The 23,328-nt window shown below is 61.6% G+C and carries 19 protein-coding genes; 15 read left to right on the forward strand and 4 right to left on the reverse strand.

Going from position 1 to position 23,328, the window contains the following annotated elements; all coding sequences use genetic code 11:
* The first annotated feature begins 457 nt into the window (after nt 1-457).
* The 3 genes from Q0G85_RS08010 (at nt 458) to Q0G85_RS08020 (ending at nt 4,453) form a co-directional block, all read left to right on the forward strand.
* Nucleotides 458-1,081, forward strand: a complete 624-nt coding sequence (locus Q0G85_RS08010; RefSeq protein WP_297156459.1) for a MarR family winged helix-turn-helix transcriptional regulator — start codon at nt 458-460, stop codon at nt 1,079-1,081.
* Between the two features lie 3 nt (nt 1,082-1,084).
* Nucleotides 1,085-2,416 carry an MATE family efflux transporter gene (locus Q0G85_RS08015; RefSeq protein ID WP_297156460.1) on the forward strand — a complete coding sequence of 444 codons (1,332 nt, stop codon included), beginning with the start codon at nt 1,085-1,087 and terminating at the stop codon, nt 2,414-2,416.
* A 246-nt stretch (nt 2,417-2,662) separates the two neighbouring features.
* Nucleotides 2,663-4,453, forward strand: coding sequence for an NYN domain-containing protein (locus Q0G85_RS08020; RefSeq protein WP_297156463.1), 1,791 nt, complete (start codon nt 2,663-2,665; stop codon nt 4,451-4,453).
* Between the two features lie 46 nt (nt 4,454-4,499).
* Here Q0G85_RS08020 and Q0G85_RS08025 read toward each other — a convergent pair whose 3' ends face one another.
* Nucleotides 4,500-5,366, reverse strand: coding sequence for an NAD(P)-dependent oxidoreductase (locus Q0G85_RS08025; RefSeq protein ID WP_297156465.1), 867 nt, complete (start codon nt 5,364-5,366; stop codon nt 4,500-4,502).
* A gap of 198 nt (nt 5,367-5,564) precedes the next feature.
* Between Q0G85_RS08025 and thrS the strand changes: the two genes are divergently transcribed.
* From thrS to panF, 4 genes are all read left to right on the forward strand, one after another.
* Nucleotides 5,565-7,457 carry a threonine--tRNA ligase gene (thrS, locus tag Q0G85_RS08030; protein ID WP_297156467.1) on the forward strand — a complete coding sequence of 631 codons (1,893 nt, stop codon included), beginning with the start codon at nt 5,565-5,567 and terminating at the stop codon, nt 7,455-7,457.
* A 144-nt stretch (nt 7,458-7,601) separates the two neighbouring features.
* The gene (locus Q0G85_RS08035; RefSeq protein WP_297156469.1) at nt 7,602-8,405 is read left to right on the forward strand and encodes a tRNA (guanosine(46)-N(7))-methyltransferase TrmB; all 804 of its coding nucleotides are present in this window, start codon (nt 7,602-7,604) and stop codon (nt 8,403-8,405) included.
* 199 nt (nt 8,406-8,604) lie between these two features.
* Nucleotides 8,605-8,919, forward strand: a complete 315-nt coding sequence (locus Q0G85_RS08040) for a DUF997 family protein (RefSeq protein WP_297156471.1) — start codon at nt 8,605-8,607, stop codon at nt 8,917-8,919.
* Nucleotides 8,912-10,402, forward strand: coding sequence for a sodium/pantothenate symporter (gene panF / locus Q0G85_RS08045; protein WP_297156473.1), 1,491 nt, complete (start codon nt 8,912-8,914; stop codon nt 10,400-10,402). The genes Q0G85_RS08040 and panF overlap by 8 nt, the downstream gene beginning before the upstream one ends.
* Before the next feature lie 254 nt (nt 10,403-10,656).
* Here the strand turns inward: panF and Q0G85_RS08050 are convergent, their stop codons facing one another.
* Together Q0G85_RS08050 and Q0G85_RS08055 are read right to left on the reverse strand one after the other, a co-directional pair.
* Nucleotides 10,657-12,258: a cation:proton antiporter gene (locus tag Q0G85_RS08050; protein ID WP_297156475.1), complete on the reverse strand. Its 1,602-nt coding sequence runs from the start codon at nt 12,256-12,258 to the stop codon at nt 10,657-10,659.
* A 33-nt stretch (nt 12,259-12,291) separates the two neighbouring features.
* The gene (locus tag Q0G85_RS08055; protein ID WP_297156492.1) at nt 12,292-13,173 is read right to left on the reverse strand and encodes a patatin family protein; all 882 of its coding nucleotides are present in this window, start codon (nt 13,171-13,173) and stop codon (nt 12,292-12,294) included.
* Between the two features lie 264 nt (nt 13,174-13,437).
* Between Q0G85_RS08055 and trxA the strand changes: the two genes are divergently transcribed.
* The 8 genes from trxA (at nt 13,438) to Q0G85_RS08095 (ending at nt 22,517) form a co-directional block, all read left to right on the forward strand.
* Nucleotides 13,438-13,746: a thioredoxin gene (gene trxA / locus Q0G85_RS08060; protein WP_297151886.1), complete on the forward strand. Its 309-nt coding sequence runs from the start codon at nt 13,438-13,440 to the stop codon at nt 13,744-13,746.
* 123 nt (nt 13,747-13,869) lie between these two features.
* Entirely contained in the window at nt 13,870-14,799 is a 930-nt protein-coding gene (trxB, locus tag Q0G85_RS08065; protein WP_297156477.1) for a thioredoxin-disulfide reductase, read from the forward strand.
* A gap of 174 nt (nt 14,800-14,973) precedes the next feature.
* Nucleotides 14,974-16,263: a CAP domain-containing protein gene (locus tag Q0G85_RS08070; RefSeq protein ID WP_297156479.1), complete on the forward strand. Its 1,290-nt coding sequence runs from the start codon at nt 14,974-14,976 to the stop codon at nt 16,261-16,263.
* A gap of 160 nt (nt 16,264-16,423) precedes the next feature.
* Nucleotides 16,424-17,497 (forward strand): peptide chain release factor 1, encoded by a 1,074-nt coding sequence (gene prfA, locus Q0G85_RS08075; RefSeq protein ID WP_296060962.1) that lies wholly within the window; start codon nt 16,424-16,426, stop codon nt 17,495-17,497.
* 194 nt (nt 17,498-17,691) lie between these two features.
* Entirely contained in the window at nt 17,692-18,750 is a 1,059-nt protein-coding gene (locus tag Q0G85_RS08080; RefSeq protein ID WP_297156482.1) for a HemK/PrmC family methyltransferase, read from the forward strand.
* Between the two features lie 89 nt (nt 18,751-18,839).
* Nucleotides 18,840-19,679 (forward strand): purine-nucleoside phosphorylase, encoded by an 840-nt coding sequence (locus tag Q0G85_RS08085; RefSeq protein WP_297156484.1) that lies wholly within the window; start codon nt 18,840-18,842, stop codon nt 19,677-19,679.
* 112 nt (nt 19,680-19,791) lie between these two features.
* Entirely contained in the window at nt 19,792-21,501 is a 1,710-nt protein-coding gene (locus tag Q0G85_RS08090; protein WP_297156486.1) for an SLC13 family permease, read from the forward strand.
* A 32-nt stretch (nt 21,502-21,533) separates the two neighbouring features.
* A complete protein-coding gene (locus Q0G85_RS08095; protein ID WP_297156488.1) occupies nt 21,534-22,517 on the forward strand; it encodes a 2-hydroxyacid dehydrogenase in 984 nt (327 codons plus the stop codon).
* Nucleotides 22,518-22,543: 26 nt separating this feature from the next.
* Here the strand turns inward: Q0G85_RS08095 and Q0G85_RS08100 are convergent, their stop codons facing one another.
* Complete coding sequence (locus tag Q0G85_RS08100) at nt 22,544-23,101, reverse strand: gamma carbonic anhydrase family protein (protein WP_297156490.1); 558 nt, start codon at nt 23,099-23,101, stop codon at nt 22,544-22,546.
* Between the last annotated feature and the right edge of the window lie 227 nt (nt 23,102-23,328).

Raw genomic sequence — 23,328 nt, forward strand, 5'->3', positions numbered from 1 at the left:
CCCATGATAGGGGGAGCCTGCTTTTCGGGAGGGCCGCCGATGGGACACCCATGTCAACGGTGGTTTAACATAGAGCCGGCGAGAGTCTGTACGAAAATGACGTTTTTTCCGAAATGTCATATGGTTCCTAATTAAAATAATCCCCAATTAGCGTAGATTTGTGGATTATCTTCGTGTATTTCGCCAGTCGTTACGTGAAAAACCGCGCCGCAGCCGTTCAATGGGCTCCGATTGCGCGAAAAAGTGGCGTTTTCGTACAGCTAGGTTCCTAAAGAAAAGGGCTTCAAGACTGTGACCTGGGGTTTCTTGTTTTGAAGGTTCCTGACATTTTGATTCCCCACCCGCCTCATTCTGAAATAGCGGGGCTAAGTTGTGCGCATTGCGTGCGCGTCGTCTATTTCAGTCCGATTTCGTACTACAGTTAAGCAAAAGTACGAAATCGGACTAAGGAAAACGAATGAGCACGGCAAGCAACGTAGGCGCCCCAGGAATCGCGGACGCTACAGGCGCGGTCAGCACAGCGGCGGGAGAGGGCGCGACCCTTCTTGCGTCTTCGCCTTTTCCGGCAGGCGCCTCCATCCCGAGAAATATCGCACGCGCTTATGAGGCATATGACGCTTTCTGGCGAGAGCAGGGCCAGCTTTACCGCGACCTCGCGACTTCCTTCGGGACCTCCGAAAGCGCATTCAGCATTCTGTACGCAATCTACCTTGCGGGCGAAAAGGGCATCTCGCAACGGGATATCTGCGTGCAGATGTGCATCGGCAAGCAAACGGTGAACAGCTCCATTCACAAGCTCGCGCGCGAGGGAGCGGTTACCCTTAAGAGCGGCTCGGGCCGCCGTGGCTTGCTTGCGCATCTGACGCCAGCAGGTCGCGAGTTTGCCGAGCGCACTGTTGTTCCCATGATCGAGGCTGAGCTCGCAGCGTTAAACGAGTTCGATGACAGGGAGTTGGAGCTGTCCATAAGCCTTGGGCAGCGCTACACCGATGCTCTGCGCAAGCATTTCTCGCATATCCCCGGCGTGTGTCTGACCTCGCAAAACAACAAAACCGAGGCACGGGAAAACGAGGCGCGATAACCCATGGCAATCCAAATTTCCGACCACTTCACGCTTGGACGTCTTGCGCGCTTTACCGCCCCCACTTGTGCCATGATGCTCTTTACCTCCATCTATGGCGTGGTCGACGGGCTGTTCGTGTCGAACTTCGTCGGCAAGGAATCCTTTGCCGCGCTCAATCTCGTCTACCCGCTGTTCATGATGCTCGGTGCGCTTGGGTACATGTTCGGCACGGGCGGCACGGCGCTTGTCGCTAAGACGATGGGGGAGGGCAACCCCAAGCGTGCCCGCGGGCTGTTTTCGCTTATCGTGTTCGCGACGCTCATTGTGGGCATCGTGTGCGGGATTGTGGTGTTCGCTGCCGTGGGGCCCGTTGCCGGCGCATTAGGGGCCGAAGGCTCGCTGCTCGAGGAATGCGTGGTTTACGGCAGCATCCTGTCGTTCTCGCTTCCCTTCTTCATGCTTCAGGAAACCTTCCAAAGTTTGCTGACCGCCGCGGGGAAGCCCAAGGTGGGGCTCTGTGTCATGGTTGTCGCCGGCGTTGCCAACATCGCGCTCGACGCCCTGTTCATCATCGTGTTCCAATGGGGCCTGGCGGGCGCTGCCTTGGCGACGGCGGTAAGCGAGGTCCTCGGCGGCGCGATTCCGCTTCTGTATTTTGCGCGGCAGAATTCGAGCACGCTGCGCCTGGGTCGTCCGCTTATCGATGTGCGCGCGTTGGGGCGTGTTTGTGTGAACGGCTCCTCGGAGCTTGTCTCGAACCTTTCCATGTCGCTTGTATCGATGGTCTACAACTTCCAGCTGATGGCCTATATCGGGCCTGATGGCGTTGCGATTTACGGCGTTATCCAGTACGTCGCGTGGATCGCGGTGTCGCTTCTTATGGGCTTCACGGTAGGCACCTCGCCCATCATCAGTTTCCATTACGGCGCGAAGAACACCTTCGAGCTCAAGAACCTGTTTCGCACCTGCCTTGGCGTGATGGTGGTGGGGGGCGTGCTGATCACCGTGCTCACGCACCTCTTCGCGCACCCGCTCGCTGCGGTGTTTGTGGGATACGATGCTGTGCTCTGCGAGATGACCGTCGCCGCCCTCGGCGAGTACTCGCTCGCCTTCATATTCGTGGGCGTGAGCATTTTCGGCTCGGCGTTCTTCACTGCGCTCAACAATGGCCTTGTCTCGGCGCTTATCTCGTTCTTGCGCACGCTCGTGTTCGAATGCGCCGCGGTGATGCTCCTGCCTGCGATCATCGGCGTCGACGGCATCTGGCTTTCCATCGTGGTTGCCGAGGTTGCGTCGATGTTTCTAACTGGTGGCTTCCTCGTCGGCCTGCGCAAGCACTACAACTACGCTTAGCGATCGCTGCGTCGTGGCGGTCGCATGCTTGCTTTCGTCCGCCGCGTCGTGGAAGGCGGGCTCGCTTAGCAACCGCGCACCTGATGCTCACGCCGCCGCCCGCCGCGTCGTGGCAGCCCCGTCCCGCTTTCGCCCGCCTCGCGCCTAGCTGCGCGCTTTGTGGGGATAATGCGGTGATGGGAGTGCTGCTGTATCATGGATGCGAACAATGAGCGCCCCTTCTCGGGCGCCGCAAAAGGAGAACCCGTGGAACAAAAACCCTCATTTGACAAGCGCTTTGCGCTGCTCATCGACGCGGACAACGTGTCCTCGAAATACATCAAGCCCATCCTTGACGAGCTATCGAAGTACGGCACCATCACCTACAAACGCATCTACGGCGACTGGACAAGCACCCTGCACGCCAAGTGGAAAGACGCGCTGCTCGACAACTCCATCACGCCGATTCAGCAGTTCAGCTACACCGTCGGCAAGAACGCCACCGACTCGGCCATGATCATCGACGCGATGGACATCCTCTACACGAACTCGGTCGAGGGCTTTTGCCTCGTGTCGAGCGACAGCGACTTCACACGCCTGGCGAGCCGCATCCGCGAGAGCGGCCTTACGGTGATCGGGATGGGCGAGAAGAAGACGCCCACGCCGTTTCGCAAGGCGTGCGACATCTTCACCACGCTCGAGCTGCTCATCGGCGAGGCGCGCCGCGACAAGGCGAACGGCTCCTCATCGAGCCTGACCATCGAGGAAGTCGAGCGCGCGGTCGTCGATATCATCACCGACAACCAGAACAACGGGAAGTCGACGGGCTTGGGCGAAGTGGGAAGCCGTCTGCTCAAGCGCTACCCCGACTTCGACGTGCGTTCGTTCGGAACGAACTTGCTCTCGAAGCTTCTCGGCGAGTTCAAGAGCGTCACCATTCGCAAGGATGGTTCGAACGTGCGGGTCGAGCTTGCCGAAGGTGCTGATCACGAGCATGCGGCAGGTGAGAAGCACGCGGCCCCCGAGGGCGCGCTGGAGCAGGTAAGCGCCGACGCGGAACCCGAGACCCCTTCCGAGGATTCGGAGGGCGAGGGCGGCGAGGAATCTTCCGCACATGGCTCGAAGCCGCGCCGCCGCCGAAGCCGCCGTCGCAAATCCTCGAAAGTAGCTGGCGCTGACCAGGGCGAATCCAGCGATTCGAAGGCAGATGAAGAGGCGGATTCCCAGCAGGCGGAAGCTCCCGAGCCCGCCTCATCGCAGGAGGTATCGGCCGAGCGCAAAGGCGAGAAGCCGACCGCGTCCGCAGAACAGCAGACGGCAGACTCCGGTGTCACCGACGCCGCGCAAGCACCCGAGGGTGAGGCTCAGCCGGCGGAAGTCGTTGAGTCTCAGTCGGCAGAAGGTGATGGGGCGGACGGGCGTCAGGTGCCTGCTGCGCGCAAGGGCAGGGGGTCTGGCAGGTCGCGTAAGGCGAAAAGTGCCACTGAACAGTATAAACGCGATAGTAGGGCTGTGGCTAAGGACAATTCTGGCGAGAGCGGTGCAGTCGATGCCGAGGTATTGAAGGCAGACAGGGTCGAGGCCTCCGCGAAATCGCCTGCAGCTGCTGGGACTGCCGAGGTTGATAGGGCGCAGGTGGCAAGTGGTTCTTCCTCAGACGGCAAGGCCCAGGCGGCGGGTGAGCCCGTTGAAGTTGGCACGGCGCAGGCGCCCTCGAAGCGTCGCCGCAGCCGCACGCGCAAGACACCCGCAGCGCCAAACGCGCCCGTGAAATCCAGCGCGCCCGCAGAATCCGATACGTCCGCGGCGCCCAGTGCGTCAAACGCGCCCGCGGCGTCTTCGGCGCGCATGACGCCCGATGACTTCATCCGCTCGGAAGTGGGCAAAGCGGGCGCGGACGGTGTCGCCGTTGCCGAGCTTGCGAAACGCGTACGCACCCGCTTCAAGTCCTTCAAAGTTCGCGAGCTCGGGTATCCGCATCTTGCTGGCTACCTCGCCGACGTCGAGGGAGTGCGCGTGTACAAACAAGGCCGCGAGAACTGGGTCGCGAAGGAGTAACGGGACCCTTGACGTCGAAGATCTACGGAGCGGGGCCGGGCGAAACCTACTTCTCGGCGCTTGCTGCCGTCAGATCGTGGCTCGCAACGAAGGCGGCCAGGTCGTCTTCCCAGGTTGGCATCTCGAATACGCCGGTCAGGCGCGCCATCATGTTGTCGAGCTCGATGCGATAGCCGTGCTCGGGCTTGCTCGCCCCGCGCAGGTTGCCGATCGGCTCGCCCACAAGCTCGAAGGCACGCTCGAAGAACTCGAAGCGGCTCGTGATTCCCGTGCAGGCGGCGTGGAAGGTGCCGAACTCGTTGGACTCCATGACGGCCACAACGGCCTTTGCAAACGTATCGGCCGAGGTGGGGCACGCGAATTGGTTTGCGGGAACGTACACGGTGCGCCCTTCGCGGCTCGCCTTTAAGGCGCGCGGGAGAATGTCGTCGGGCTCGGCGGTGTAGACCCACGACGAGCGAACGATGATGTGACGGCGGTTGAGTTCGCAGACGAAGCGCTCGCCGGCGAGCTTCGACTTGCCGTAGACGTGCGGCGGGTCGGTCGGGTCGAACTCGTTGAAGGAGTGCTCGGACACGGCGGGGAACAAATCGTCGGTCGACAGGTGCACGAGCGTGGCGCCCACGGCGGCGCTTGCGATGGCGAGATTGCGCGCGCCGAGCGCATTCACCTGGTAGGCGCGGTCGGGGTTCGCCTCGGCCTCGGTGCGGCTCGCGAGTGCGGCGCAGTTGATTACAAAGGAAGGCTTCTCCGATTCGGCGAAGGCGACGCTTCGTTGCAAATCGACGATGTCGAGTTCCCTGTCGGTTGTCACCACGCGATAGCGGTCGTGGTCGAGTCGCGCGTTGATCGTGCGGCCCATGCGCCCGGCGGCGCCGGTGATCCATACGGTTGCCTGAGGCTCAACGCTCATGGACGGATGCTCCTTCGTTGTGCGGTTCGTTTTCGTTTCGCCTTCCGAAACTGCACTATCTTAGCGCAAGTTTCGCACTTGAGGTTGCGTAAGCTTTTTCATCGCTTATCATGTTTCTTTGGCTTGCGCATCGAATCTCGCAAGCGAGGAAATCAACGGTTCAGGCGGGTTGGCCGCCTGACATGGGGAAGGACTCTCATGAACATTGCATTACCCGATGGCTCGGTAAAAGAGCTCGCTGCCGGCGCGACCGTCGCCGACGTGGCGGCTTCCATCGGCGCAGGTCTTGCGAAAGCTGCGCTGGCTGGAAAGGTTGACGGCACGCTGGTCGACCTCACGGCAACCGTGACAGATGGGGCAACCGTTGAGATCATCACCGCGAAAAGCCCCGAGGCGCTCCACATCATGCGCCATTCCTGCGCTCACATCATGGCGGAAGCCGTGCAGGAGCTCTATCCCGGCACGCAGATTGCCTTCGGCCCCGCAACCGACGACGGCTACTTCTACGATTTCGAGCTTCCTAACAATATCTCCTCCGACGACTTCGGTGCCATCGAGAAGAAGATGGCCGAAATCATCAAGGCTGACGAGCCTTTCGTGCGCGAGGTCGTGACCATCGAGGAAGCGAAGAAAATCTTTGCTGACCAGCGCTTCAAGCTCGAGCATATCGACGACTTGACCGACCAGGACATCTCGATTTACCGCCACGGGTCCTTCGTCGACCTGTGCGCCGGCCCGCATGTTCCCTCCGCCGGCAAGATCGGCGCCTTCAAGATGATGAAGCTCGCCGGTGCCTATTGGCGCGGCGACGCGACCCGCGAGCAGCTGCAGCGCCTCTACGGCACGGCCTTCTTCAAGAAGTCGGAGCTCGAGGAGTACCTGCACAACCTTGAAGAGGCCGAAAAGCGCGACCATCGCCGCATCGGCCGCGAGATGGACATCTTCATGATGCGCGACGAGGCGCCGGGCTTCCCGTTCTTCCTGCCCAACGGCATGATCCTGAAAAACACGCTGCTCGACTACTGGCGCGAGATCCACAAAAAGGCGGGCTACGTGGAAATCTCCACGCCGATGATCATGAACAAACAGCTCTGGCAGACGTCGGGCCATTGGGATCACTACAAGGACAACATGTACTCGACGGTCATCGACGAAGAAGAGTACTGCGTGAAGCCGATGAACTGCCCGGGCGGCGTGCTCGTGTACGCGTCCAAGCCGCATAGCTATCGCGACCTGCCCATTCGCGCCGGCGAGATCGGTCTTGTGCATCGCCACGAGATGAAGGGCGCGCTGCATGGCCTGTTCCGCGTGCGCTGCTTCAACCAGGACGATGCGCACCTGTTCGTGCGCCCCGACCAGCTGACCGAGGAAATCGTGGGCGTCGTCAAGCTCATCGACTCGGTCTACCAGCAGTTCGGGTTCACCTACCACGTCGAGCTCTCCACGCGCCCCGAGGATTCGATGGGCTCGGACGAGGATTGGGCCGCAGCCGAGGCCGGCCTTAAGACCGCGCTCGAGGAGCTCGGCATGGAATACGAGGTCAACGAGGGCGACGGCGCCTTCTACGGCCCCAAGATCGACTTCCACCTGACCGACTCGCTCGGACGCACCTGGCAGTGCGGCACCGTGCAGCTCGACTTCCAGATGCCGCAGAACTTCGATCTGGAATACACCGACGCGGACGGTTCGAAGAAGCGCCCGGTCATGCTCCATCGCGTGTGCTACGGCTCGGTCGAGCGCTTCATCGGCATCCTGATCGAGCATTATGCGGGCAAGTTCCCCGTATGGCTCGCGCCGATGCAGGTGAAGGTGCTTCCCGTTTCCGAGAAGAGCCGCGATTACGCGCACAAGGTCGCCGACGCGATCGAGGCGTCCGGCATCCGCGTCGTGGTGGACAACCGCGACGAGAAGATCGGCTACAAGATCCGCGAGGCGCGCTCCATTGACCGCGTGCCCTATATGGTGATCGTGGGCGAGAAGGAGGCCGAGGAGGGCACCATCTCCGTGCGCGACCGCACGAACGAGACGCATCCTTCTACGATCGAGGATTTCTGCGCGAAGGTGTGCGAGGAGATTCGCACGCGCGCATAAGCTCGTGTGACCTGGGGTTATTGGTTGTTGCGGCGGGTTGTCCTGCGATGGGCGCCCGCCGTTTTTGTTGATTGACGGTTGGAGGCTTGGAAGATGCGCACGGCGGCATGTCGCTTGCACAAGGGGTTTTCGCTCGAGAAGCGGATGGAAGGCGCGAAGGCGGCGCTTGAGTTCGAGCCGTACTCGCGTCGTGGGGCGTGGCGCCTCTGGGCACCTGAAGGGGGAGTGCGCCCCGATGGCGAGGCGTTTTCCCGCGTTGTGCTCGACTTGGGGTGCGGCAAGGGCGAGTACACGGTGGCTTGCGCAGCGGCGGAACCCGAGACGCTGTTCGTGGGCATCGACGTTGATCCCATCTGCGTCATGCGCTCGGCGGAGGCGGCGTGCGAGGCAGGCGTGGAAAACGTCGTGTTCGCACACGATGAGGACCCTGACGTGCTCGAACTGTTCGGCGAGGAGGAACTTACAAGTATCCTTATCAATTTTCCGACGCCGTTTCCCAAGAAGAAGCGCGCGCCCCGGCGCTTGACCTATCTCGATCGCCTGATGAAGTACCGCCGCGTCCTTGAGGAGGGCGGCACCGTGCGCATGCGCACTGATTCCACGCCGTTTCGCGACTTCTCCTTAACGCAGCTTGAGCTGGCCGGCTATGAGCTTCAATGGGAAACCGACGACGTGCGCGCGATGTTCCCTGATGAGCCGTGGAGTGGATATGAACACAAGCTCGTGGCGAAAGGTGCGCCAGTGGTGGGCTTTTGCGCGGTGCCGGGGCCTGCCCCTGAGCACGTGGAGCAAACCGCGCCGCTCTCGCTTGTGAGCTATCTTCCCGAGGATCTGGAGAATCTCGATTACGTTCCCTTCGGCATGCAGGGGTCGATTGACAACATCGTCGGCTACAACGCGAACCGCCGCAAGAAGGGATTGCCCGACTGGCGCCCGCCCGTTGTCTAGCCTCTTGCGCGAGGTGTTCTGCCCGACTGGCGCCCTGCCCTTAGGGGAGGAAGGCGCCCTGCCCATCGTTTCGCGGAGTTGGCGCCCGCTCGCAAGCTGCCCGCCCGCGGTTCGGAGCTCTTGTGCGATTTGCCCATCCCGCCCACGCGCGGCAGATGGTAGCATGGGGGCAACGGCACCGGTTGGGAAGGGGCGTTTTGTGAACAGTCCATCAATTCGCACGTATCGCGACAAAATGCGGCAGGCGAACAAAGAGGCGCGGGCGACGGTTGTTGCCCTCATCTGCATCATTGCCGTCTGGCTTATCGGCGGCTTCGGTCTTGCTGGATGCGATCTCGAGCTGTTCCATACGCCGATTTGGATTATCGGCGGCTGCGTGGCGCCGTGGATTGCGGCGATCATCGCAGCGGTCGTGCTGAGCCGTCGGGTTTTCGTCGACTTCGACCTGGACGACGATCCCGCTCATGCCGCCAATACGGACGCCTCTTTCAAGGAAGGGGCGCGCCATGAGTAACCTCGTCGCGCTCGTTCCCCTTGTCATATTCCTTGTGGTCGCGCTTGCGGTGAGCCTTGTCGTTCGCCGACGCACGCACGCGGCCGGCGGCGGATTCGTGAAGGAGTACTTCATCGGCAATCGTGCGCTCGGCGGGTTCGTGCTCGCCATGACGACGATCGCCACCTATGGTTCGGTGAGCTCGTTCGTGGGCGGCCCTGGACAGGCATGGCTTGTCGGCTGGGGCTGGGTTTACATGGCGGTTGTGCAGGTCACAGCCCTTGTTTTGCTCTATGGCATCCTGGGAAAGAAGATGGCGATCGTTTCGCGCAAGCTCGATGCCGTCACCGTGATCGACGTCATCCGCGCGCGCTATTCTTCCAACGCGCTTGCCAACGTGAGCGCGGTCGTGGTCGTGCTTTTCTTCGCGGCGACGATGGTCGCGCAGTTCGTCGGCGGCGCGAAGCTTTTCGAGGCCGTCACTGGGTACTCGTATCTGGTGGGGCTTGTGCTCTTCGGCGTGGCGGTCGTGCTGTTCACCACTATCGGCGGCTTCCGCGGGGTTGCGGTGACCGACGCGATATGCGGCGTTGCCATGCTCGTCGGCATTTTCGTGCTTGCAGCGGGCATCCTCACCGCGGGCGGCGGCTACGAGAACATCATGGACACCATCCGCGCAAACCGCCCCGAGATGCTCGAGCCCTTCGGCGGCGGCTCCATGCCCGCGACGCTGTACTTCACGCAGTGGCTCCTCGTCGGCATCTTCACCTTCGTCCTGCCTCAGTCGGCGGTGCGCTGCATGGGCTTTAAGAACACGAAGGCGCTTCACGGCGCGATGGTCATGGGCACGGTCATCATCGGCCTCATGATGATCGGCGTCACCTCCCTCGGCGTGCTCTCCGCGGGCGTGCTTACGGGCGATCTTGCCAGCTACGGCGGCAGCGTCGATAACATCATCCCGCAGGCAATTGCGCAAACGCTTCCACCCTGGCTTGCCGGCGTGGCTATCATAGGCCCCATCGCGGCATCTATTTCCACGGTGTCGTCCCTGCTCATCGCTTCGTCTTCGGCAATCATCAAGGACGTCTACCTGCACCATTGCGAATCGTGCGGCAAAAAGCCCACCGAGCGCACCATCGCGAGCTCAAGCCAGCTTGTCACGTTCTGCGTGGGCGCTATCGTGTTCGTGCTCGCCATCGTTCCGCCTGACGTCATCTGGAAGATCAACATGTTCGCGTTCGGCGGCCTCGAGACGGCGTTTTTCTGGGTGCTCGTGTGCGGATTGTTCTGGAAACGGGCGGGGAAGTGGGGCGCGCTGCTGTCTATGATCGGCGGCACTGCCTCCTACTGCCTGTGCATGGCGCTTGGATTCAAGGTGATGGGCCTGCATCAAATCGTGATCGGCATTACGGTTGCGGGTGTGCTCATGGTGGTGGGAAGCCTCATCGAGCGGCGTGATACGGCGGAGGAGAAGCGCATGCGCGAGGTGTTCTTCCCCGAATAGGGAAGTGGGAAGGAAACGAATCGTTTCAGGAGGAAGCCGGGGTATGTGAGTGCGTGACCTGGCTTCTTGCGCGTCGTGACGAACTGCGACTGGGGTTCTCCCGCCTCGGTTTCGCGTGCATTGGGCATCTCGCGCGCCAGCTTCTTGCGCCTCGACTTCCTGTCCTTTCGCGCGTCAGCTCGCCCATCGAAGTCGGGCTACGCCCGTTCCGATAAACTCCCGTCATCTCGCGCGTCAGCTTGCCGCGAGCCTCGTTAGCGCTCCTTCTTGTCGCGGTTCGTCATGCGGCCGATTTCGCTTTGCCGGCGTCGGTATTCGCGCACTGCCGCCTGAGCGATTCTTTTGCGGCGCTCCTCGCGCTGCTGCGCCGCTTTCCCGATGGCGTCCTCGCGCGGGCCCTCTTCGATGAAGTGCTCGATCTCGTCTTTGTGCGCGGCGATGTCTTGCGCCGCGGAATCGAGCAGTGCGTCGAGCGCGCGCTTGCGCTCGGTCTTGCGTTGCAAGGCGAAAGCTGCCTCCTGCCAGGGGATATCCTCGTCCTTCGACTCACTTGCATGCACGGCGAGGCGTGCGGCAGCTTCCTGGCGCACCATCATGCGCTCCATATCCAAGTGCTCGTGCAGAATCGTGCGGATGTCGCTCGGGTGCGCGGCGATTTCCTGCACCGCGGCAATCGGCTTCGCGTCGATCACGCGGTAGGTGAGCGATGCCAAAAACGGCATGAGGAACACGGTCACGGCGCCTGCGGCGACGAGCGTGCCCGCGACGTCTTGGGTCATCGCGCCCGCTTTCACGGCCACCGACGTCACTGCGACGATGAGCGGCAGCGCCGTCGTGCAGTAGAGCGCCACGGTGATGCGGTTGTGCATGGACAGCTTGCCCTTGCCCTTGCCAAGCGAGAGCGCCACAACGATAGGCACGGCCCGCACCAAGAGCAGAGCGCAGATGAACAAGACGAGCAGAAGCGGGTTCTCGCCCACGCCGGCGAGGTCGATCTTCGCGCCGGAAACGACGAAGAACACGGGGATGAGGAACCCGTAGCCGATTGCGTCGAGCTTCGATTCGAGCTCGTGGTCGCCTTCGGGGATGATGTAGCGCAAAACGAAGCCAGCGGCGAACGCGCCGAGCACGATATCGAGGCTGAACACGGCCGATACGGTGACGAGTCCAATCAAAAGCACAACCGTCACGCGCACGAACGTTTGCGAGGTGGTGTTGCGCTTGTTCATGAGGAACTGGTGGATGCGATGCCCGCCGCGGCGCGCCTTTGCCGGCACGATGGCCATGATCACGCATATGGTGACGAAGATCGCGAGGATGAGCAGCGTCTGCCATTTGCTGCGCGACGAGAGCAGGAGCGCCATGGCGAGCACGGGGCACAGCTCTCCCCAGGTGCCAAACGACAGGATGCCCTCGCCGACGGGGGTCCCCTCGAGGTCTCGCTCTTTGATGATCGGCATGAGCGTGCCGAGCGCCGTCGTGGTGAGCGCGATGGCCACGGCGAGCCCGTCGATGTGGCTTACGGAGAGGCTCGGCGACAAAAGCACGAGAACAAGCGCGATCGCCATGCTGATAAACCAAGTGGCAAGCCCCTTCTTCCCCTGCGTTCCCGAAAGGCTCTTCGGGTTGATCTCATAGCCTGCAAGGAGGAACAAAAACGCAAGGCCAAGCTCGGAGAGCATGTCGATTGAGTCGGTCAGCTCGATGATTCCCGCCATGTAGGGCCCTAATAGCGCGCCTGCCAAAAGGAGGATAACGGTTTCGGGCACGAGTCCGCGCGGGACGAGCTTGGCGATGATGGGGGCTGTCGCGGCGACGAGTGCAGCGGTGAACAGCGATATGAAATCGGTGGGCATGGGGGTCTTCTCTGCTGACGGTTCGGCGGTCTGCTAGTCTGCGAGGTACTCCTGCAGTTTCGGCCACAGCCGGGCCGCTTCGGCAAGCCCCTGCTCGTACAACGCGAGTAGCTTCTCGGTGTCGTGTTCCATGGAGGATACGGTGACGGGCTCGGGCGGGCGGATCACGAAGATGCGCCCCGCTGCCTGTTCACGTTCGATCCAGCGGTAAAGGCGGTTGTACTCGTAGTGGCGATACTGCAGGCGGTCAATATAGTACGGGTAGTCGGCGTAGCGTTGACGCATGAGCGCCATGAGCTTGTTCGGCTTCTTCTCGTAGCCAGCGGCTTGGGTGAGCACGACGATGTGCTTGCTTGCGCCGGTGAGCATCGAGTGGAGAAGCGGCACGCTGTCGGAAGTACCGCCGTCGAGGAGTAGCTTGCCGTCTGCCTCGACGATTTGGCTTACGAGCGGCATCGATGACGACGCGATGAGATAGGGCAGGTCATCGTGGTAGTCGCGCACCTCATGGTAGTCGGCCTCGCCGGTTTCGAGGTTGGTCGACACGGCTTCGAAGCGGATGGGCGAGCGGCGAAACGCCTCGTAGTCGAACGGGTCGAGCACGTCGGGAATCTCGTGGAAGGCGAACTCGCGGCCGTAGGCGTTTCCCGTGCGGACGAAGCTCTGCATCGACAGGTAGCGGTTGTCGGCGGCGTATTTCACGTTGATCAGGCTCGACCTGCCAGGCGCGCCCGCCACGTAGTTCCCGCCGCAAAGTGCGCCCGCCGACACGCCGACGACGTATTCGCAGAAGAACTTCTGGTCCATGAAGAAATCGAGCACGCCCGCGGTGAACTGCCCGCGCATCGCCCCGCCTTCGAGCACGAGGTTCGCGTGGGCAAGCGGTACACCCTCCCATGCAGGCGCCTTGTGCATGCGGGCATGCTCGCTGCCGCCTTCGCCCAGTTCTCTGTTCTCATCTGCGGCGTTGGCCGCGCAATTTGAAAGCTGTTCTTCCGTAGGCTCGCTCATGGGGCACCCTTTCTCTTATCGGGTGCCATTATAGTTCAGATTCATGCCGTTCCAGTAACGCCTCGTTTACGTTTCGCGGGTAAGCGATACAATACGTTGATGCAAGCGTCGGGCGTAACGCTCGACGCGGAACCTGGTTTCAAATCACTTGTTCAGGAGGAAGGGAACATGAGCGAAATGGTAACTTCTTCGGATTTCGATGAGAAGGTTCTGAAATCCGACGTCCCCGTTCTTGTGGATTTCTTCGCGACATGGTGCGGCCCGTGCCGTATGCTCGGCCCTGTGGTCGAGGAAGTCGCCGCTGAGAAGGCCGGCGAGGCCAAGGTGTACAAGCTCGACATCGATCAAAGCCCCGACATCGCGCAGCGCTACGGCGTGATGAGCGTGCCGACGCTGATCCTGTTCGAGGGTGGCGCGCCGAAGCGCCAGATGGTGGGCGCGCAGCCAAAGCAGAACGTGCTCGCGCTGTTCGCGTAAACCGTATTTTCCGAGCGCAATGGGAAGGCGCTGCGGGGCGACGTTCGCCTTGCAGCGCCTTTTTGCGTTTCGAGGGTATACTCTGTGGGAACGGGACGCAATCGGGTGAAAGGCGGAAATGCCATGAACGAAAACGACGTGCTCGACGTGGCGGTGATCGGCGCGGGGCCCGCTGGGCTCACGGCAGGGCTCTATGCGGCGCGCGCGGGGCTTTCAGTCGCCATCTACGAGAGGATTTCCCCTGGTGGACAGCTTGCTCAAACCGAGCGGGTGGAAAACTACCCGGGCTTTGCTGAAGGAGCAGACGGCTTCGAGCTCGCTTGGGCGATGAAGGAGCAGGTCGAGCACTTTGGCGCGACCATCGTGAGCGAGGAAGTGACGGCGGTCGATTTTTCGGGCGAGGTGAAGACGCTCACGACGCCTTTCGGCCAACATAAGGCGAGAAGCGTCATCGTGGCGACGGGCGCGCGGCCGCGCAAAATGGGCCTTGCGGGGGAAGACGAGCTCGCAGGACGCGGCATGTCGTATTGCGCGACCTGCGATGGCAACTTCTTTCGCGGGAAAAGCGTGTGCGTGCTCGGCGGCGGGAACATTGCCGCGGCGGATGCGAAGTATCTCGCGCGCATCTGTGAGCGCGTCTACCTCATCCATCGCCGCGACACGCTTCGCGCCTCGGCGGTCGACCGCGAGCGCCTCTCCTCGCTTCCCAACGTCGAGTTCGTGTGGAACTCGCGCATTGCCGATCTGCGCTCGGAAGAGGGGCGTCTTTCCGCCGTGGAGGTCGAGGATGTGGCAACCGGAGCGCGGAGGATGCTTCCTGCCGAAGGGCTGTTCGTCGCAATCGGGACGATTCCCAACACCGATTTTCTCGAGGGCGCGCTTTCTGTTGACGAGGGCGGCTACATCGTGGCCGATGAGTCGGGCACTACGAGCGTGCCCGGCGTGTTCGCGGCGGGCGATGTGCGCGCGAAGGGCCTGCGCCAGGTGGTGACGGCCGTCTCCGACGGGGCGATAGCCGCCGAGAGCGCCGCCGCATACGTCGCCTCGCGGTAGCGGGTGAGCAGGAGTGCGGGTGAGGCTCGCTGGCGGGCGAGCCATGCGCTCGGCGAGGCCGTTTGCAAAAGCGAAGGTAAAATCACGTTTGACGCGAGCGAGGCACTGTTTTAGTAGGGCCCATATTGGGGTATAGTGTCGGAGGCGTATAAGCTTGCGATAACGAGGAGAGAGATGATAAGTTCGCTTCGAAAGGGCATCGTCGCATTTGCGATGTTCGCACTACTCAGTACGATTCCTGCTGTGGCCTGGGCTGATGGCACTATCAACGCGGAACCCGCCGCGAATGGGGCGCTTCAGGCGGGCCAGGTTGCCACCTGGGACTGCTCCGATGGGGGCATCGCTCCCGAGAGCGTTTACGGCCGCGTGGACAAGCCGACGGTCACCTTCGTCACGCAGGGCACGTTCTATCAGGACACTGCCCGCTATATGCTCGACTACGTCAATGAGGCCCGCAGCGCAGTGGGCGCGGCCCCTCTGACGTGGAGCTATGAGCTCGAGGTCTGTGCGATGCAGCGCGCCGCCGAGATTTCGATCAGTGGAATTTACGGCCCCTTCTTCAGCCATACGCGTCCGAGTGGCGAGGATTGCTTCACCGTGGTCGAAGATGTCATGCTGAGCAACCCCTACTCTGCGCTCGGCGAGAACATCCTTGGGACAACGTACGACGTAGCGACGGCTAACTATTGGTGGACGAACTCACCCGGTCACTATGCGAACATGATCAGCGAGGACTTCAACTCGGTTGGTGTTGCGTGCTTTGATGGCTATTGGGTCGAGTTCTTCGGCTATCAGACGTTTGAGACTACCGAGCAAACTGCGGTAGACGGAACCTATGGCACCTTTATCGAAATGGGCCAGTGCAACCTGGGCCTGTTCTTCCCCGATTTCGAGGCGGGCGAGTGGTATGCCGATACCATGGTGTACATGCTCAACAATGGTCTCATCACGGGCTACAACGACGGCACTCACCGACTGGGCGTCTACGACTCGATCAAGCGCGGCGACGTTGCGATGATCTTGTGGCGTATGGCGGGCAAGCCGGACGTTTCGGTGGAGCAGTTCTATGACGTGCCCAGCGACTCGTACTATTCGGATGCAATCAACTGGGCCCGTGCGGCGGGAATCATCGGCGGCTACACGGACCCCGTTGACGGCACTCCGCTTAACTTGTTCGGACCCGAAGACTACGTCACGCGCGAGCAGTTCGCGGTGATGATCGCTAAGTACGCAAACATTCTCTACGGGGTCAATTTGTCGAGCGACGGCTCGAAGCTTGCTTCCATGCCCGACGCTTCGTCGGTGAGCCCCTGGGCGCGCGCCAGCTTGGCCTGGGCTCTCGACGCGGGCGTCATGGATGGCAAGAATGTCGACGGCACGCGTTACCTTGACCCGCAAGGTTCGGCCTGGCGCTCTGCCGTTGGCAAGATGACCGCAACGCTTGAGCGTGACGTGTTGCAGTAAAACGAAGCTTCCAACCTGCAAGGTTTCGCTTTCGCCGACGATTTCGCCTCCATGAGCGTATTTCCTGCGAAGGTCTCAGGGCGTTTCTCACACGAGGGACGCCCTTTTGGTATCATTGTTCAGCTACGGATAACGCAATTCGCATAAAGGAACGCACGCAATGCAAGATAACGACATGCGCGAGAAGCTCGAGAAGATCATTTCCGCCTACGAGGAGCTCCAGGCGAAGATGAGCGACCCTTCGGTTCTCGCCGATCAAAAGGCATACAACCACCTCGCCAAGGAATACGCGAACCAGGGCCCGCTCGCCGCGAAGGCGCGCGAGTACCTCGCGTGCTGCAGCGACATCGACGACGCCAAGGAGATGCTCGCCGATCCTGACATGAAGGAGTTCGCGCAGGAGACCATCGCCGAGGCCGAATCGAAGATGCCCGCCCTCGAAGAGGACATCAAGTTCATGCTCATTCCCTCGGACCCTGCCGACGAGAAGGACATCATCGTGGAGATCCGCGCTGCTGCCGGCGGCGACGAGGCGGCAATCTTCGCAGGCGACCTCTTCAAGATGTACGAGCGCTTCTGCTCTTCTCAGAAGTGGAAGATCGAGCTTATGGACGTTTCTCCGTCCGAGGCTGGCGGGTACAAGGAAATCCAGTTCAAGGTGAAGGGCGACAAGGTGTACTCGGTCATGAAGTACGAGTCCGGCGTGCACCGCGTGCAGCGCGTGCCCAAGACGGAAAGCCAGGGCCGCATCCACACGTCCACGGCGACCGTTGCCGTGCTTCCCGAGGCCGATGAGGTTGAGGTCGACATCAACGAGAACGACCTGCGCATCGACGTGTTTCGCGCCGGCGGCCCCGGCGGACAGTGCGTCAACACGACCGACTCCGCCGTGCGCATCACGCACCTGCCGACCGGTCTTGTCGTGCAGTCTCAGGACCAGAAGTCGCAGCTGCAGAACAAGATCGCGGCTATGGCTGTCCTTCGCGCGCGCCTCTACGAGAAGATGCTCGCCGAGCAGCAGGCCGCCGAAGGTGCCGAGCGCCTCGCGCAGATCGGTTCGGGCGATCGCTCCGAGAAGATCCGCACCTACAACCTCCCCCAGGACCGCGTGACCGATCATCGCATCGGCTTCAATTCCACGTACAGCTCGGTTCTCGAAGGTGACGGGCTTGGCGATGTCATCACCGCACTTCAGGCGGCCGACCGCGCCCGTAAGCTCGCCGAAGCTGTGTAAGCTTCGCTGTTCTGACGAACAGCGAAAGACTCGACGCTGCGATGGGCCCTGGCACCCCATCTCCGCACGATGCTGCAGGCTCGCGTACCGTGAAGGTACGCGTCGCCTTTGCATCCTGCGGACCTGGGGCGTCAGGGCCCATCTCGCTGATTTACTGCGCCAACAGGCGAGATAGTTAGGGAGGCTGCATTCCGATGACGGATGACGTGTGGACTATTAAGGCTGCGCTCGAGTGGACGCAGGGGTATCTTGCGCGCAAGGGCGACGAGAATCCGCGCCTGTCGGCGGAGTGGCTTCTTGCCGAGGCTACGGGCCTGCGTCGCGTGGAGCTCTACGTCAATTTCGAGAGGCCCCTCTCGATGGAAGAGCGCGATATTCTTCGCGGTTACGTGTCGCGCCGCGGGGCTGGCGAGCCGCTGCAATACATCACGGGCGAGGTTGCGTTCCGCCATATCGCGATGAAGGTGCGCCCGGGCGTGCTCATTCCGCGCCCCGAAACTGAGGTCCTCGTGAGTGAGGCGCTTTCGCTTCTGCCCCCCGCTGGGCGCCGCGTGGCGCGCGACTCGCGCATCGGCGCTTGGGAAGGCGATCTCATGCGCGCTGCAGAGGCGGCCGACGAGGAAGCGGGCGAGGATTCGAATGCGTTTTCCCAGGTAGCAAGCGCGCTCGGCGCTGAAGATTTCCTTGCTGCCGACGGCGGGGCCGCATCGGACCCCGCTGCTCCCGAGACGCTTTTCGTGGCCGACTTGTGCACGGGGAGCGGTTGCATCGCTTGCTCGATTGCCTACGAGCGCCCCGATACCCGCGTTATCGCCACCGATATCTCGCCGGATGCCGTTGCACTTGCGAGCGAGAACGCGACGGCGCTCGGTCTTGCCGACCGCGTGCGCATCGTCGAATGCGACCTTGCGGCGGGCGTTCCCGAAACGGCGATTGGCAAGCTCCATCTGGTCGTTTCCAATCCGCCTTACGTTCCCACCGCGGTGATGGCGGAGATTCCCCAGGAGGTAGCTGCCTTCGAGCCTGCGCTCGCCCTCGAAGGGGGCGCCGACGGGCTCGATGTGTTCCGCCGCGAAATCGAATGGTGCCGACAGGCGTTGCGACCTGGTGGTGGCTGTGCATTCGAATTGCACGAGACCTGCCTCGATAAGGCGGCATCGCTTGCGCGCGCGGCGGGATTTAAGGATGTTCGCGTTGTTGCCGACCTCGCGGGAAGGCCGCGAGTTCTTACGGCCCGCAAGCCCGAGTGCTAGCGTTTCGTTTCGCGTTGCCCCTCCTTGGCAGCGCGCACTTACGCTAGAATACTGCTATTCGACTACGTCTACTATTGCAAGGAGCGTTCATGTCTTCTGATAACGTGCTCAAGGCAAATCTCGAAGAGGCGGCAAGCGTTTTGCGGGAGCGCCTTGGCGATCGCAAGCCCACATTCGGCATCGTGCTCGGTTCGGGGCTCGGCCCCCTCGCCGAGCAAATCGAGGATGCCGTCATCGTTTCCTTCGGCGAGATTCCCCACATGAAGCGCAGTACGGCGACGGGGCACAAGGGCCGCTTCGTGTGCGGTGTGCTCGGTGGGGAAACGGTGCTCGCCATGCAGGGCCGCCTGCACGGCTACGAGGGGAACTCACCACAGGAGGTCGCATTCCCCATCTGGCTCATGCATCTTTTGGGAATCGAGGCGCTCATCACGACGAATGCGGCGGGCGCCATCAACGAGACCTATGCTCCCGGCGAGTTCTGCATTATGAGCGACCATATCAATTTCACGGGGCGAAACCCAATCGTTGGAACCGAACCCGACGGCATCGCATTCCGCTTCTTCTCGATGACCGACGCCTACGACCCTGAGCTGCGCGCGGTGGCCCGCAGGGTGGCATCCGAGCGCGATGTGCGCGTGCAAGAGGGTGTTTATTTGGGACTTTTGGGGCCGAGCTTCGAAACACCGGCCGAAATCCGCGCGTTTCGTGCATGGGGTGCCGACACGGTTGCCATGAGCGTGTGCGAGGAGGTCATCGCGGCACGCCATGTGGGCATGCGCGTGCTCGGCATCTCGCTCGTGTCGAACATGGCGGCGGGCGTTGAGGGCTCGTCCCCGAGCGATACGGAAGTGTTCGAGGTTGCAAAAGTAGCGGAGCCTAAATTCTGCAGCCTTATCGAGGGAATCGTCGAGGAGGCAGCGATCTAACTATCGATTTTCGATTTGGAAATGACCTGACGGCGGCGCGGAGTATTCCGTGTCGCCGTTTTGTTTTGGGAGTATCATTGTCCGCGGCAAAGGCGAGGGAAAGCGTGCGCTGGTGAGCGAGAAAGCGAAACGAAATATCAAACGGGGATGTGCCGCGGCGGGAGCGCTTGTGGCCGCAATCCTTATCGTGACGTGCCCGATTCCAGGACTTTCGTACCAGGCGACAGCAGTGCTCGGTATCCTCATCATGGCTATCGTGTGGTGGATTACCGGCGTCTTACCCGAGTTTGTTACCGCGGTGGTGATGGCGGTGCTTTTCGTGGTAGTCGCCGGCATCTCCGTCGGCGCGACGTTCTCGACGTTCGCGTCTTCCACCTGGTGGCTGCTCCTTTCCGCCTTCACGCTGGGCGTTGGCATGAAAACGAGCGGCCTTATGAGGCGTATTGCGCTTGCAATCGTGAATAGGTTTCCGCGAACTTTCCGCTGCCAAGTGATTGCTCAGCTCGTTACGGGTACGGTGCTCGGCCCTTTGATTCCGAGCCTTGCTGTAAAGGGCGCGATGCTCGCTCCGCTTGCGATGGATATTGGCGACGAATTGGGCTATGAGCGTCAGGGCAGGTGTGCGACCGGTCTGTTCGCGGCGATGCTCGTGGGCATTCGCACGGTTGCGCCAACTATCGTCTCCGCATCGGTGACCGGCTACGCTCTCATGGCGACGCTGCCCGCTGACGTGCAAGAACAGTTCAACATGGCATCATGGTTTGTTGCGGCTCTGCCGTGGCTTGTCGTGGTGCTTGTGCTGAACTATCTCTTGATTATGGGGATATACGGGCGAGGGGAAAAGGCCGGTTCTGCTTCTGAGACCGTCGGCGCATCCGGCAACGCCCAGTCGTTCAAACAGTCCTCGCTGCGCTGCGGAACTCGCTTTGTGGGCGCCACCGAATGCGCCGACTCCAAGCAAAGTGAAGCTAAGGGCTCCGCTTTAGATGCCGCTGGTCTCTGTCAAGCGAATTCCGATCAAGCCAGAAACCTTGGCTCCGAAGAAAACAACCAAGCAGCGCGAGGACTCGGCGACCTTCACCAAGCGAGTTCCGCAGCGAAGCGAGGACTGTCTGAGCGACTGAAGGTTGCCGAGTCCTCGCGCGGAGGGAAGGACCCCGACAACAACCAACTTGCTCCAACCGACTTAGGGCCGCTTTCGGCGGTGGAGAAGCGCATGCTCGCCATCATCTTGGTGACGGTCGTCTTGTGGGCAACCGAGCCGTTCCACCATGTCTCCGCCATGGCAGTCGGCCTTGCGGCGCTCGTCGCCATGTTCGTGCTGAAGGTGATCGACGTCCCCGCGTTCAAATCGGGGGTGAACTGGACGTCGCTCCTCTTCATCGGCATCGCGCTCGGGTTGGGGTCGGTGTTCGCCGAGGCGGGGCTCAACGATTGGGTCATGCAGACTTGCGGCCCTGCCTTCCAGGCGCTTGCGGGTAATCCGTACCTGCTTGTGCTTGGAATCGGTGCGATCACCATAGTGCTTCGGTTCCTCATCGTTTCCGAGGTGGCGTATCTCAATCTGCTCATGGCGTTCCTCGTGCCGATGGCGGCGAGCGTGGGCGTGAACCCTTGGGTGCTCGGATTCTCGGCGTATACGCTCGTCATCGCATGGTTCGCGAAGTATCAAAGCCCGATATACCTCGCCGCGTTCTATGCGGTCGATGGTAAGATGGCGAAGCATTCAGAACTTGCCAAGTACTGCGGCGTCTATCTTGCGACCTGCCTTGTGGGGCTCGCGGTTTCCGTGCCGTACTGGCAGTGGATGGGTTTGCTGTAGCGGCTTGCCGCAAGAGTCGAAAGGGGACTTACATGTTGGTTCTGACCGTTGGGAGCGAGGCGCGCACGCGCAAGTATCTGCCTGACCTGCCGGTTACGCGCGAGGTGGATCTCGTGTGCGCCGAGCGGGGCGTTGCGAACGATGAGCTGCTCGCCCTCGCGCCCGATGCCTCCGTCATTGTCGCCGACGCCATAAGCCCGGTGGATGCGCAGCTCATCGCGGCAATGCCGAATCTCAAGCTCATCCATTCCGAGGGCGTGGCGTTCAACGCGATCGACGTGGAGGCGGCGCGCGCCAAGGGTGTTGCCGTGTGCAATTGCGCGGGTGTGAACGCGGGAACCGTCGCCGAGCAGGCTGTCATGCTCATGCTCATGTGCTTAAGGCGTGCGATCGAAGGCGACAGGGCGGTTCGCGAGGGTCGTCAGATCGCCCTCAAGGAGCGCATGATGGTGGAGGGCTTTCGCGAGCTGGGGGATTGCACGGTCGGTTTCGTGGGCTTCGGTGCGATCGGCCAGGCGACTGCGCGCTACCTTCGTCCCTGGGGCTGCAAGATGCTCTACAACAAGCGTCATCCGCTCGACGAGGACCTCGAGAACGAGCTGGGAGTCCGCTTCGCAAGCCTCGATGACCTGCTTGCCACCTGCGACATCGTGAGCCTGCACGTTCCCGTGACCGACGAGACGCGCGGCATGGTCGACGGGGAGTTCCTCGTGAAGATGCGTCCCGACGGCGTGCTTGTGAACACGGCGCGCGGCGACATCGTGAATCAAGAAGCGCTCGTTGCGGCGCTCGAGGCGGGAAGCATCGCGGCCGCAGGGCTCGATACGCTCACGCCCGAGCCGGTGACGCTCGACAACCCCCTCGTGAACCTTTCGCCCGAGGCGGCAGAGCGCGTCGTCTTCTCACCTCATGTGGGCGGCGTCGCAGAAGGCATGTTCTATCGGGCACACCGAACGATTTGGGAGAACATCGCCCGTCTCGCAGCAGGGGAAGAGCTCGTCAATCGCGTGCGCTAGCGGCGCTTGCGTTTTCCCGCTCGTTTCTATCGGGAAGCTGCGGAGCGCGGCAGGGGGCTGTATTCGCTTCCGGGCAAAAGCAGCCCTTGGCGTTCCATGTCGGTGCCGATTTCGCAGTATTCCTTCCACGCGCTTTCGAGCTCGGCGAGCTCCTTTTCAGTGAGGGGGCGCACAGCGCGCGCGGGTGAGCCTATCGCGAGCCAGCCGTCAGGGATGTTCGCCGTGCCGGTCACGAGTGCGCCCGCTCCCACAAGGCACCGAGAGCCGATTTTGGCGCGGTCTATCACGGTGGCTCCCATGCCGATCAGCGAGCCCTCGCCGATGTCGCATCCGTGGACGATCGCCCCGTGTCCGATGGTCACCTTGTCGCCGATGCGCGTCACCTCGTCGTGGTTCACGTGAATGCAGCAGTTCTCTTGAACGTTGGTCAGCTTCCCGATTTCAATGCGGCCGCCGAAATCGCCGCGGATGGTTGCTCCCTGTAAAATGGTGCACTCGGTACCGACTTTCACGTCGCCGATTACCGTGGCAGAGGGTGCAATGTGCGCGGTAGGGTCGATCTTTAGGTTCTTCAGATAATCCATGGTTGCTCCTGTTCCAATTTCGCTCCTATGGTGGCACGAGGGGCTGGTCCCTGCAACTGCCAAGCAAGCGTTTGTGCGCAAAAACGAGAAAGCGACGCTTTGCTTCCCGCATGAGCGGCTTGAGAAACTTGGAAATGGGTGTAAACTCTTCTCTCTATGTTAAACCACCGTTGACATGTCGGCGATCTGCCTGGTCCAGTAGACCATGGCGTCGCCGCATTCGAGGT

It is taken from the genome of uncultured Ellagibacter sp., assembly GCF_934617235.1.
Taxonomy (GTDB): Bacteria; Actinomycetota; Coriobacteriia; order Coriobacteriales; family Eggerthellaceae; genus Ellagibacter.

Bases quoted from the DNA above. Each gene is read 5' to 3' on its own strand.
- Q0G85_RS08010 (WP_297156459.1), top strand. From the start codon at position 458: ATGAGCACGGCAAGCAACGTAGGCGCCCCAGGAATCGCGGACGCTACA.
- Q0G85_RS08015 (WP_297156460.1), top strand. From the start codon at position 1,085: ATGGCAATCCAAATTTCCGACCACTTCACGCTTGGACGTCTTGCGCGC.
- Q0G85_RS08025 (WP_297156465.1), bottom strand. From the start codon at position 5,366: ATGAGCGTTGAGCCTCAGGCAACCGTATGGATCACCGGCGCCGCCGGG.
- thrS (WP_297156467.1), top strand. From the start codon at position 5,565: ATGAACATTGCATTACCCGATGGCTCGGTAAAAGAGCTCGCTGCCGGC.
- Q0G85_RS08035 (WP_297156469.1), top strand. From the start codon at position 7,602: ATGGAAGGCGCGAAGGCGGCGCTTGAGTTCGAGCCGTACTCGCGTCGT.
- panF (WP_297156473.1), top strand. From the start codon at position 8,912: ATGAGTAACCTCGTCGCGCTCGTTCCCCTTGTCATATTCCTTGTGGTC.
- Q0G85_RS08050 (WP_297156475.1), bottom strand. From the start codon at position 12,258: ATGCCCACCGATTTCATATCGCTGTTCACCGCTGCACTCGTCGCCGCG.
- Q0G85_RS08055 (WP_297156492.1), bottom strand. From the start codon at position 13,173: ATGCACAAGGCGCCTGCATGGGAGGGTGTACCGCTTGCCCACGCGAAC.
- trxA (WP_297151886.1), top strand. From the start codon at position 13,438: ATGAGCGAAATGGTAACTTCTTCGGATTTCGATGAGAAGGTTCTGAAA.
- trxB (WP_297156477.1), top strand. From the start codon at position 13,870: ATGAACGAAAACGACGTGCTCGACGTGGCGGTGATCGGCGCGGGGCCC.
- Q0G85_RS08070 (WP_297156479.1), top strand. From the start codon at position 14,974: ATGATAAGTTCGCTTCGAAAGGGCATCGTCGCATTTGCGATGTTCGCA.
- prfA (WP_296060962.1), top strand. From the start codon at position 16,424: ATGCAAGATAACGACATGCGCGAGAAGCTCGAGAAGATCATTTCCGCC.
- Q0G85_RS08080 (WP_297156482.1), top strand. From the start codon at position 17,692: ATGACGGATGACGTGTGGACTATTAAGGCTGCGCTCGAGTGGACGCAG.
- Q0G85_RS08085 (WP_297156484.1), top strand. From the start codon at position 18,840: ATGTCTTCTGATAACGTGCTCAAGGCAAATCTCGAAGAGGCGGCAAGC.
- Q0G85_RS08095 (WP_297156488.1), top strand. From the start codon at position 21,534: ATGTTGGTTCTGACCGTTGGGAGCGAGGCGCGCACGCGCAAGTATCTG.
- Q0G85_RS08100 (WP_297156490.1), bottom strand. From the start codon at position 23,101: ATGGATTATCTGAAGAACCTAAAGATCGACCCTACCGCGCACATTGCA.